The sequence below is a fragment of the Nocardiopsis prasina DSM 43845 genome (genome assembly GCF_000341265.1).
GTDB lineage: Bacteria > Actinomycetota > Actinomycetes > Streptosporangiales > Streptosporangiaceae > Nocardiopsis > Nocardiopsis prasina.
In genome coordinates this window covers 1-10,723 of the sequence record NZ_ANAE01000152.1, presented here as the reverse complement: position 1 = coordinate 10,723, position 10,723 = coordinate 1, and the positions used below count along the sequence as shown (strand labels likewise).

The following is a 10,723-nucleotide window of genomic DNA, read 5'->3' as shown; positions in this document are numbered from 1 at the left end:
GGGGCGCGCGGGAGCCGCATCAGTGTGGGTGAGAGCGTGCGGACGGTGCCGTCGATCAGGACAGCGTGGCCGCGCAGGCGCAGGCGGTGTCCGGCCACGGTCAGGGCGGGGAAGCGGCCGGGCAGTTCCTCGGAGAGCTTGCGGACCTGGGAGCCGATGCGGGCCCGCTCGGGCCACACCGTGGGGATGTCGTGGGCCATGAGCGGCCGGGCGGTGACCGGCCCCACGCACATGGCCAGGACGTCGCCGCGCAGGGCGCGGACGAGGCCGCCCTGGTGACCGGTGGTGTGGGCGCGGGCGAGCAGTCCGGCGGCGGCGGGCGCGCTGGTGAAGGTGACCGCGTCCACTCCCCCGCTGGTGACGGCCTCGATGAGCCGGTCCAGGGCGGCGGTGTCCTCGGGTTGGGTCCAGCGGTAGACGGGCACCTCGACCACCTCGGCTCCGGCCATGCGGAGCGCGGCGGTGAAGTCGGGCAGCGGCTCACCGTGCAGCTGGATGGCCACGCGCAGGCCCTGAACACCCTGGTCGAGCAGGTGGTCCAGCACCTCGGCGGAGGACTCCGAGGGCGGTGACCACTCCTCGGTGAGTCCGGCCGCGCGGATGGCGCCGCGGGCCTTGGGGCCGCGGGCCAGCAGGCGTGAGGCGCGCAGGCTGACCAGGAGCCGTTCGGCGGTGCCCCACGTCTCGCATGCCTCGACCCAGCCCCGGAAGCCGATGCCGGTCGTGGCCACGACGACGTCGGCGGGGCGTCGGGCGAGTTCCTCGGAGACCGAGGCCAGGCGCTGGTCGTCGCTGAGCGGCACGATGCGCAGGGCGGGCGCGGCCACCACCTCGGCGCCCTTGCGGCGCAGGAGGGCGCTGAGCTCCTCGGCGCGGCGGGCCGCGGTCACCGCCACGGTGAAACCGGCCAGTGGGGCGGTGGTGGCGGGTGCGGCGGCCTGGGCCGGGATGGTGTCCTCGGGAACGGCGGGGACGGGGTTCACGGTGTTCCCTCCTCCGTGGCGATCTGCACGGTGGTGCCGCGCTGGCGAACGGGCCAGGTGGTCAGGTGGGTGTCTTCGTCGTCCAGGCCGTGCCCGGTGCGCAGCGAGAAGACGTTCTTGAGCATGGGTGAGGCGACGGTGGGTTCTCCGGCCCTGTCGCCGACGATCCCGCGTGAGATGACGGCGGCTCCGGTGCGGGGGTCGATGTTGTCCACCGCGTACAGGTGGTGGTCGCGGGTGCGGAACAGGGCGGCCTGTCTGCCGTCGGGCAGCAGTACGGCCACGCCGTCCTCGACGCGCAGCAGGTGAGCGGGGCAGACGTCGGTCCAGGTCCTGGCCGGGGCGGTGGTGACGGTCATCGGGTGGCCTCCTGGGGTCGGCGGGCGGGCATGCCCAGGTTCACGGACGAGGTGTCGGGTACGCGCTGGTCACGGGTGGTGGTGAAGCTGATGCTGGGGTCGGGGGTGTGGGGGGCGTTGGCGAAGGAGACGAACCGGGAGAGCTTGTCCGGGTCGGCCAGGACCGCCGCCCACTCGTCGGCGTAGGAGGCCACGTGGCGGTCCATGGCCTCCTCCAGTTCGGCGGCGATACCCAGTGTGTCGTGGACCACGACGTCGCGCAGGTGGTCCAGGCCGCCTTCGAGGGACTCGATCCACGGAGCGGTGCGCTGGAGCCGGTCGGCGGTGCGCACGTAGAACATCAGGAACCGGTCGATGTAGCGGATGAGGGTCGGCTCGTCCAGGTCCGCGGCCAGGAGTTCGGCGTGACGGGGGGTGAAGCCGCCGTTGCCGCCCACGTACAGGTTCCAGCCCTGGTCGGTGGCGATGACTCCGAAGTCCTTGCCCCGGGCCTCGGCGCACTCGCGGGCGCATCCGGAGACGGCGGACTTGAGTTTGTGGGGTGAGCGCAGACCCCGGTAGCGCTCCTCCAGCCGGATGGCCAGGCCCACCGAGTCCTGGACGCCGTAGCGGCACCAGGTGGTGCCCACGCAGGACTTGACGGTGCGCAGCGACTTGCCGTAGGCGTGCCCGGACTCGAACCCGGCCTCCACCAGGCGTGCCCAGATGGCGGGCAGCTGTTCGAGGCGGGCGCCGAACAGGTCGATGCGCTGGCCCCCGGTGATCTTGGTGTAGAGGTCGAAGTCGCGTGCGACCTCGCCGATGACGATGAGCTTGTCGGGGGTGATCTCGCCGCCGGGGATGCGCGGCACCACGGAGTAGGTGCCGTTGCGCTGGATGTTGGCCAGGTAGCGGTCGTTGGTGTCCTGGAGGGTGGCCTGTTCACCCTCCAGGATGTGCCCGTTGCCCAGGGAGGCCAGGATGGAGGCGACGGCGGGTTTGCAGATGTCGCAGCCGTGTCCGGTGCCGTGGACGGCGATCAGCGCGGAGAAGGTGGAGGTGCCGGTCGCCCGGACGATCTCGACGAGTTCGGCGCGCGACTGGGGGAAGTGCTCGCACAGGGCCCTGGACTGCTCGATGCCGGACTGGGCGAGGATCTGCTTGAGCACGGGTACGCAGGAGCCGCAGCTGGTGCCCGCCCGGGTGCAGGCCTTGAGGGAGGGGACGTCGTGGTTGCCGCAGGCGACGGCCCGGGTGAGGTCGCCCTTGGTGACGGCGTTGCACGAGCAGATCTGGGCGGAGTCGGGCAGGGAGTCCGTGCCCAGGTCGGCGGTGCCCTCGGGGGTGATCAGGGTGAGCGGGTCCCCGGGCAGGGGGGATCCGACCAGGGGGCGCAGGGTGGCGTAGGCGGAGGCGTCGCCGACCAGGACACCGCCGAGGAGCGTGGTGGCGTCGTCGGAGACCACGAGCTTGGCGTAACGGCCGCCCGCGGCGTCGTTGACGACCACGTCCAGGGCTCCGGGTGTGCGCCCGTGGGCGTCGCCGAAGCTGGCCACGTCCACGCCGAGGAGTTTGAGTTTGGTGGAGGTGTCGGCGCCGGTGAAGGTGGCCTGTCCGCCCAGGAGGCGGTCGGCGACGACCTCGGCCATGGCGTTGCCGGGGGCGATGAGGCCGTAGACGGTGCCCTGGTGGTTGGCTGCCTCGCCGATGGCGTGGACGCGGGGGTCGCCGGTGGTGCAGGTGTCGTCGATGACGATGCCGCCGCGTTCGCCGACCTCGAGCCCGGCGGAGCGGGCGAGCTCGTCGCGGGGGCGGATGCCCACGGAGAACACGACCAGGTCGGCGTCCAGGTGGGCGCCCCCGTCCAGGACCAGCCGGGCGGCGCGGCCCAGGGGTGAGGCCTCGACTGCCGTCGAGGCGGTGCCGGTGTGGACCCGCACACCCATGTCGGCGACCAGCGCGCGTAGGAGCGCGGCGGCGCCCTGGTCGATCTGGGCGGGCATGAGGTGGGGGGCGAGTTCGACCACGTGCGCCTCCAGGCCCAGCAGACGCAGGGCGTTGGCGGCCTCCAGGCCCAGCAGTCCGCCCCCGACGACCACTCCGGTGCTGGCGCCCCGGGCGGAGGCGGTGATGGCGTCCAGGTCCTCGATGGTCCGGTACACGTGGCAGCCGGGCAGGTCGTGGCCGGGGATGGGCGGCACGAACGGGGTGGAGCCCGTGGCCAGGACCAGACGGTCGTAGGGCAGTACGCGTCCGGAGGCGGTGGTCACGGTGCGGTCGGCACGGTCGACGGCGGTGGCGCGTTCGTTGACGTGCACGTCGACGGCGGGGCCGGAGAGGTCGCCCAGGGACAGGTCGTGGGCACTGGCGCCGTCGAAGTAGGAGGACAGGGCCACCCGGTCGTAGGCGGTGCGGGGCTCCTCGCCCACGACGGTGACGTGCCACCGTCGGGCGGTGTCGCGGTCACGGAGGGCCTCGACCAGCCGGTGGCCGACCATGCCGTTGCCGATGACGACGAGTTCTTCCATGGTGTGCGCGGCTCCTCCTGCTGCGGGGGCGGACTGTCCCCAGGCAACCTCCCGGGTGTTTCCCCCGCATCAGTCAGGTGTGTCGCGACTGTTTCGTTGTGCTGCCACCACAGGTCAGGGGCGCGTGATTCGGTGGGGCGTGGAGCGGTGCGGCGCTGGCACTCCAGCGGGAGGAGCCGGTAGGGCGCTGACGCCCCAGCGGGGCGGGGGCATTGGGCGGTACGGCTCTGGCGCCCCAGTGGGGAGGGGCGTGGAGCGGTGCGGCGCTGACGCCCCAGCGGGGCGGGGGTCCGGCCCGCGCCCCCGGTGGGACGGACCGGTGGCGGCGCCGAACCCTCCCACCTCTTCGCGGGTACGGGGTCATCCCACCGGCGTGCCCTGCATCCCCGACAGCAGGGCCCGCACGTCGCGCACGCACCCTCCGCAGCCGGTGGTGGCGCGCGTGCGATCGGCGATGGCCTCACGGGTACGGGCGCCGTCCAGCCACGCCTGCTCGATGTCGTTGCGACTCACGGCGTTGCACCGGCACACCAGCGCCTCCCCCGCCTCCTGGGGCTCGGGGGCCGCGGTGGGCAGCCCCTGGAGCAGGGCCAGGCGGTCGGAGGGCACCGGGGCGCCGGTGTCGTAGAGCTGGGACAGGGTGGCGGCGGCCTCGGGGAATCCCAGCAGCACCGCGCCCACCACCTTCTCCTCACACACCGACAGCTTGGCGTAACGACCGCCGTGGGGGTCGCTGATGGTCACCGTCTCCAGGTCCTGGGCGTCCTCGTCCTCATGGACCCGACCGAACGCGGTCAGCTCGATGCCCTCGGCCTTGAGGCGGGTCAGCGGCCGGGCCCCGGTGTAGGTCGCGTGGGGAGCGGTACCGGTCAGCCGTCCGGCCAGGACCGCGGCCTGTTCCCATCCGGGCTGGACGAGCCCGGCACCGCCGCCGGGGTGCTGGGCGCAGTCACCGATGGCGTGCACGCGGGCGTCGGAGGTGGCCAGGCGGTCGTCCACGACGACACCGCGGTCGACCACGATCCCGGCCTCGGAGGCCAGTTCGGTGTTGGCACGCACCCCGGCGGTGACCACCAGGGCGTCGCCGGGTAGGACCCGGCCGTCGTCCAGTTCCAGGCCGGTGCCGGGGATCCAGCGCGCGGCGACCCGCCAGGAGTGCACGTCCACGCCCAAGGCGGCGTAGCTGGCGGCCAGGACGCGCGCGGCCCCCTGGTCGATCTGTCGGCGCATGATCCAGGGGGAGGACTCCACGAGCGACACCCGCATGCCCCGGGCCACGAGGCCGCGTGCCGCCTCCAGTCCCAGGACGCCGCCGCCCAGGACCACCACGGGGGCGCCGGGGCGGGCCAGCGCGAGCAGACGCTGGCAGTCCTCCAGGTCGCGCAGGGCGCTCACCCCCTCCCCCGGACCCTCGTCCGGGGCACGCACGCCCGGGATCGGAGGGAGTGCGGCGCGTGCCCCGGTGGCCAGGACGAGTTCGTCGTAGGGCAGTCGGGAGCCGTCGTCCAGGGTGACGGTCCGGCGTCGTGTGTCCAGTGCGGTGGCAGCCACGCCGGTGCGCACGGTGACGCCGGGGCCGCCAAGGGCGGGCAGGCGGATCTGCTCCGGGGTGTAGTCCCCGGCGAGCACGCCCGAGAGCAGGACGCGGTTGTAGGCGGGGTGGTGTTCGGTGCCGACCACGCTCACGCGCACGCGTTCTCCGTCCGGGTCCAGGCGGGCCGCCTCCTCCGCGAAGCGGGCACCGACCATCCCGTTGCCGACGACCACGACCCGGCGCGGGGGCGCGCCCTGCACGGTGTTCAACTGATGCCTCCTGGTGTGGGGGTGTCGGCCGGGTCGGGGGTTCCCCTGCTGCTCAGAACGGGCGGGGCGGGTTCCAGGCGCACCGCGCTGACCTTGAACTCCGGCATGCGGCTGGTGGGGTCCAGTGCCGGGTGGGTGAGGTTGTTCGCGGACTGGTCCCCGGCGAAGTGGAAGGGCAGGAACACCGTGTCCAGGCGGGCGGTGGGCACCAGGCGCACCCTGGCGTCGGTGTGGCCGCGGCGGGAGGTGACGCGGGCCCGGGCCCCGGCCGCGAGTCCGGCGCGGGCGGCCGTGTCGGGGTGCACCTCCACGTACGCCTCGGGTTCGGCGCCGTCGAGTTCGGCCACGCGGCGGGTCTGGGCCCCGGACTGGTAGTGGCCCATGAGCCTGCCGGTGGTGGCCACCAGGGGGTAGTCGGGGTCGGTGGTCTCGGCGGGGGGCCGGTGGGCGACCGGGACGAGGCGGGCCCGCCCGTCCGGGTGGGCGAAGGAGTCCAGGAACAGGCGGGGGGTGGACTCGGTGGGGGTGCGCACCGGCCAGTACAGCGCCTGGCCGTCGTCCAGGCGTTGGGGGGTGACGCCGGAGTAGTCGGCGGCTCCTCCGGCGGAGGCGCGGCCGAGTTCGGACAGGACGGTGTCGGGGTCGGTGGGGAAGCGCTGGGCGGGTTGTCCCAACCTCACGGCAAGGGCGGAGAGGACCTCCAGGTCGGTCCACACGCCGTCGGGCGGAGCGGTGGCCCGGGCGCGGCGCAGTACGCGGCCCTCCAGGTTGGTCATGGTGCCGGTCTCCTCGGCCCACTGGGCCACGGGCAGGACCACGTCGGCCGTGGCGGCGGTCTCCGAGAGCACGAAGTCGGCCGCCACCAGCAGGTCCAGGGAGTCCAGGCGGGCGCGTACGCGTGCGGTGTGGGGGGCGGAGACCACGGGGTTGGAGCCGAACAGCAGCAGGGCGCGGGGTCCGTCGGGGGTGCCCAGGGCGTCGAGGAGTTCGAAGGCCGAACGGCCGGGACCGGGCAGGGCGCCCGGGTCCACTCCCCACACACCGGCCACGTGGTCGCGGGCGCGGGGGTCGTCGATGCGGCGGTAACCCGGCAGCTGGTCGGCCTTCTGGCCGTGCTCGCGCCCGCCCTGACCGTTGCCCTGCCCCGTGACGCACCCGTACCCCGAGCCCCGGCGGCCGGGCAGGCCCAGGGCCAGCGCGAGGTTGATCCAGGCCGAGACCGTGTCGGTGCCCTTGGCGTGCTGTTCGGTGCCGCGTCCGGTGAGCACGTAGGCGGAGCGGTTGCGGGCGGCCCGGCCGAGGAGGTCCGCGGCGGCGCGAATGCCCGAGGCGGGCACGCCGGTGACCTGTTCGGTGCGTTCGGGCCACCAGGCGGCGGCGTGCTCCCAGGCGGCGTCGAACCCGGTGGTGCGTTCGCCGACGAACTCGTCGTCGCACCAACCGCCCACGCGCGCGGCGTGCAGCAGTCCCAGTGCCAGGGCCAGGTCGGTTCCGGGCCGGGGAGCCAGGTGGAGACCGCCCTGGTCGAGGGCGACCTGCGCGGTGGCCGAGCGGCGGGGGTCGATGACGATGAGGGCGGGCGCGGACAGGTGGCCCATCATCGGCGGCATGGTCTCGGCGGGGTTGGCCCCCGCGAGCACGACCACCTCGGCCTCGGCCACGTCGGTCAGCGGGAAGGGCATGCCCCGGTCCAGGCCGAAGGCGCGCGTTCCCGCGGCGGCGGCCGAGGACATACAGAAGCGGCCGTTGTAGTCGATCTGCGAGGTGGCCAGGGCCAGGCGCGCGAACTTGCCCAGGGTGTAGGACTTCTCGTTCGTCAGACCGCCGCCCCCGAAGACCGCGACGGAGTCGGGGCCGGATTCGGCTCGCAGGGACAACAGGCGTTCGGCGACGTGGTCCAGGGCGGTGTCCCAGTCGGTCTCGACCAGGTCGGAGCCGCGGTCCTTGCGCAGCAGGGGGCGGGTGAGCCGGTCGGGGACGGTGAGGACCTCGGCGGAGGTCCACCCCTTACGGCACAGTCCCCCTCGGTTGGTGGGGAAGGGGGCGGGACGGACGGTCAGACGCCCGTCCGTCCCCGGTTCCAGGCGCATGGCGCACTGGAGCGCGCAGTAGGGGCAGTGGGTGGTGGTCATCGGGCCGTGGCCCGGACGGGCTCGTCAGTGGAGGCGGAGCGGGAGGGACGCCGCAGGTACACGGTCCAGGTCACCACGGCGCAGAGCAGGTAGAAGGCACCGAAGGCGACGAAGGCCGGGGCGCTGGAGCCGGTCGCGGCGAAGGCCTCGCGGAAACCGACGTTGATGGCCACCCCGCCCAGAGCACCGACCGCGCCGATGAGACCGAGCATGGAGGAGGCCACGCGCTTGGTGCGCGCCAGGGCCTGTTCGCGGGGTTCCCCTGCGGCGATGGCGTCCTCGGCACGGGCGGCGTAGATGGAGGGGATCATCTTGTAGGTGGAGCCGTTGCCCAGTCCGGTGAGGACGAACATCACCGCGAACGCACCGACGAACAGGAGCAGGTGACCGGCCTGGACGGCCAGGACGAGCACGGCCGCGCAGGCGGCCATGGCGGTGAACACCCACAGGGTGACGCGGGCCCCGCCCAGTGAGTCGGCCAGCCTGCCGCCGACGGGGCGGATGAGGGAACCCACGACCGGTCCCAGGACGGCGATCCCCGCCGACTGCACGGGTTCCAGGCCGAACTGGGCCTGGAGCAGCAGCCCGAAGGCGAACCCGGTGCCGATGAAGGAGCCGAAGGTGCCCACGTAGAGCAGCGACATGATCCAGAAGTGGCGGTCGCGGGTGGCCGACAGCTGCCCCGCCACGTCACCGCGCACGTGGACGAGGTTGTTCATGGACCGGTGGGCCCACCAGGCCGACAGCAGGATCAGCGGCGCGTAGAACAGCGGGACCAGGTACCCGGCGGAGGTGGTGAACAGGGCGATGACGGCCAGTCCGACCAGTTGGACGGTGGCGACCCCGATGTTGCCGCCGCCCGCGTTGAGGCCCAGGGCCCACCCCTTCTCCCGCTCGGGGAAGTAGGAGTTGATGTTGGCCATGGAGGAGGAGAAGTTGCCGCCGCCCACGCCCGCGGTGGCGGCCAGAACCAGCAGCAGCCAGAAGGGGGTGTCGGGGTCGCGGACGAGGAAGAAGGCGGCGACGGTGGGGACGATGAGCATCAGGGTGGCGATGACGGTCCAGTTGCGTCCGCCGAAGACGGGCACGGCCAGGGTGTAGGGGACGCGCAGGACGGCGCCGACCAGGGTGACCACCGACAGCAGGAGGAACTTCTGCTCGGGGGTGGTGGAGAAGCCGTGCTCGGGGGTCATGAACAGCACGAGCACCGACCAGATGCTCCACACGGAGAACCCGATGTGTTCGGAGGCGATGGAGGCCCAGAGGTTGCGGCGGGCCACGCGGCGCCCCCCGTCGTTCCAGAAGCCCTCGTCCTCGGGGTCCCAGCGGGAGATCCAGCTCCTGCCGGTGCGCGGCGCGCGTCGGCCTGTTCCGGGGGTCACGGGGGTGCCTTCCTGCTTGACGGTTGTCGACGAGTCCGAAGGTAGGAAGGCCGCGTTGCCTGGGGGTGTCCAGCAGTAACACGCGGGAAACAGTCGGCTCACTCAGAGGGCGCGGCCGTGGTGAGAAGACCTGTCGGCGCAGGTCGGAAAGTAGTGCTCCGCCTGTGCCACAGCAAGTGGCGTGCGCCCCTTTTGCGCTGATGTGTGCGGAATCACGCGCGAAGCCGGTCTCCGACGTGCCCGACGAGCACCGGGGCGCGACCATCATGTCCTGGCAATAGCGCCATGGAGCGGGCGCTCCACGGGAGGAGGCGCGAGCGGCCCGTGTGGGCGGCGCCCCGCTCAGGCCGGGTCCGGTACCAGCCTCATCGTGGTGGCACGGGCGTCCGGGCTCGTGATCTGGTCGACCGCAGCGGACCCCGCCCCGTACTTGGCCCGGTAGGCGGCGTCGATCCGGTCGTCCAGGGAGTCGTCGGCGTCCTCGAAGGCCACGTCGGCCTCCACGCCGTCCGCGCTGACGTGCCCGGCGAGGTGGTCACGGGTTCCCCGGTACCAGGCGGCTCCCGACCCGTTGACGGAACGGACGTAGAGCTCGTCGCCCTCACGCACCACCCAGATGATCCGGGAACGCCGCAGCTCCCCGTCATCGCCTCGGGAGGTGATCCGTATCTCCCCCGTGCCGCCGATCCCGTCGAGCTGCTCCTCGGTCCACCCGCTCATCGGTGTCCTCCCCCGCGTCCGTCACACGACGTCCTCCCCACCCTTTCCAGGGACTCCCGGCCGGACACGGCCCTTTGCCCAACCTGTGGGGAGCGGCGGCCGATTCTTGGGAACCGGATCGGGGCGTGGACCGACCCCCTGAGGGTCGGCCCACGCCCCGAGGGTGTGGGGTCCGGGCCCGCTGCGGGCCCGGCACCGCGACGAGCGGTGCGTGTCCCGGTCAGTCCACGCCCGCGGCCTCCAGGGTCCGGGCGTCGGGCGCCTTGGTGAGCATGCTTCCGACGAACAGGGCGAGGACGGCGGCGGGCAGCGCGATGATCACGCCGTTGAACCCGCCCGGGGCTCCGGCCACCTCCCAGCCGATGGTGACGGCCGTGCCCGTGATCAGCGCGGCCACGGCACCGGTCGTGGTCGCGCGCTTCCAGAACAGGACCGCGAGCACGGCCGGGGTGATCGCCGCGCCGTAGACCGTGTACGAGTACATCTGGAGGTCGAGGACGGTGGGGAAGTACAGACCCAGAGCGACCGCGACCAGGGCGATGGCGACGACGGACAGCCGCTGCACGACCAGGGTGCCCCGGTCACTGATCTTGTCCCCGCCGAACCTGGCGAACAGGTCGAAGGCGATGTTGGAGGCGCCGGAGAGCATGAACGACGAACCCGTGGTGACGACGAACGCGACGGCACCGGCCAGCAGCAGCCCGCCGATCAGCGTGGGCAGGTGGCCGTCGGTGGCCAGGCGCAGGACGGACTCGTCGCCGTTGATCCCGGGCATGAGCACGGCCGCCGAGGTGGCCAGCATGATCACCGGAACGAACACGAAGAAGCTGGCGATGA

General features: G+C 73.0%; 8 protein-coding genes. All 8 read right to left on the bottom strand.

The window, feature by feature from the left end; genetic code table 11:
* Positions 1-950: uroporphyrinogen-III synthase (locus D452_RS0117620; protein WP_026129425.1), on the bottom strand; the 950-nt coding region annotated here is incomplete at its 3' end.
* A gap of 29 nt (positions 951-979) precedes the next feature.
* Positions 980-1,342 (bottom strand): nitrite reductase small subunit NirD, encoded by a 363-nt coding sequence (gene nirD / locus D452_RS0117615; RefSeq protein WP_017545466.1) that lies wholly within the window; start codon positions 1,340-1,342, stop codon positions 980-982.
* The gene (nirB, locus tag D452_RS0117610) at positions 1,339-3,849 is read right to left on the bottom strand and encodes a nitrite reductase large subunit NirB (RefSeq protein WP_017545465.1); all 2,511 of its coding nucleotides are present in this window, start codon (positions 3,847-3,849) and stop codon (positions 1,339-1,341) included. The genes nirD and nirB overlap by 4 nt, the downstream gene beginning before the upstream one ends.
* 360 nt (positions 3,850-4,209) lie before the next feature.
* Positions 4,210-5,652, bottom strand: a complete 1,443-nt coding sequence (locus D452_RS0117605) for an FAD-dependent oxidoreductase (protein WP_017545464.1) — start codon at positions 5,650-5,652, stop codon at positions 4,210-4,212.
* Entirely contained in the window at positions 5,649-7,784 is a 2,136-nt protein-coding gene (locus D452_RS0117600; RefSeq protein WP_017545463.1) for a molybdopterin oxidoreductase family protein, read from the bottom strand. Before D452_RS0117600 ends, D452_RS0117605 begins: the two co-directional genes overlap by 4 nt.
* Positions 7,781-9,166, bottom strand: a complete 1,386-nt coding sequence (locus D452_RS0117595) for an MFS transporter (protein WP_017545462.1) — start codon at positions 9,164-9,166, stop codon at positions 7,781-7,783. Before D452_RS0117595 ends, D452_RS0117600 begins: the two co-directional genes overlap by 4 nt.
* 342 nt (positions 9,167-9,508) lie before the next feature.
* Entirely contained in the window at positions 9,509-9,886 is a 378-nt protein-coding gene (locus tag D452_RS0117590) for a DUF2255 family protein (RefSeq protein WP_017545461.1), read from the bottom strand.
* Between the two features lie 220 nt (positions 9,887-10,106).
* Positions 10,107-10,723: sodium:solute symporter family transporter (locus D452_RS0117585; protein WP_017545460.1), on the bottom strand; the 617-nt coding region annotated here is incomplete at its 5' end.

Coding starts and splice junctions, on each gene's coding strand:
- nirD (WP_017545466.1), bottom strand. CDS start 1,342: ATGACCGTCACCACCGCCCCGGCCAGGACCTGGACCGACGTCTGCCCC.
- nirB (WP_017545465.1), bottom strand. CDS start 3,849: ATGGAAGAACTCGTCGTCATCGGCAACGGCATGGTCGGCCACCGGCTG.
- D452_RS0117600 (WP_017545463.1), bottom strand. CDS start 7,784: ATGACCACCACCCACTGCCCCTACTGCGCGCTCCAGTGCGCCATGCGC.
- D452_RS0117590 (WP_017545461.1), bottom strand. CDS start 9,886: ATGAGCGGGTGGACCGAGGAGCAGCTCGACGGGATCGGCGGCACGGGG.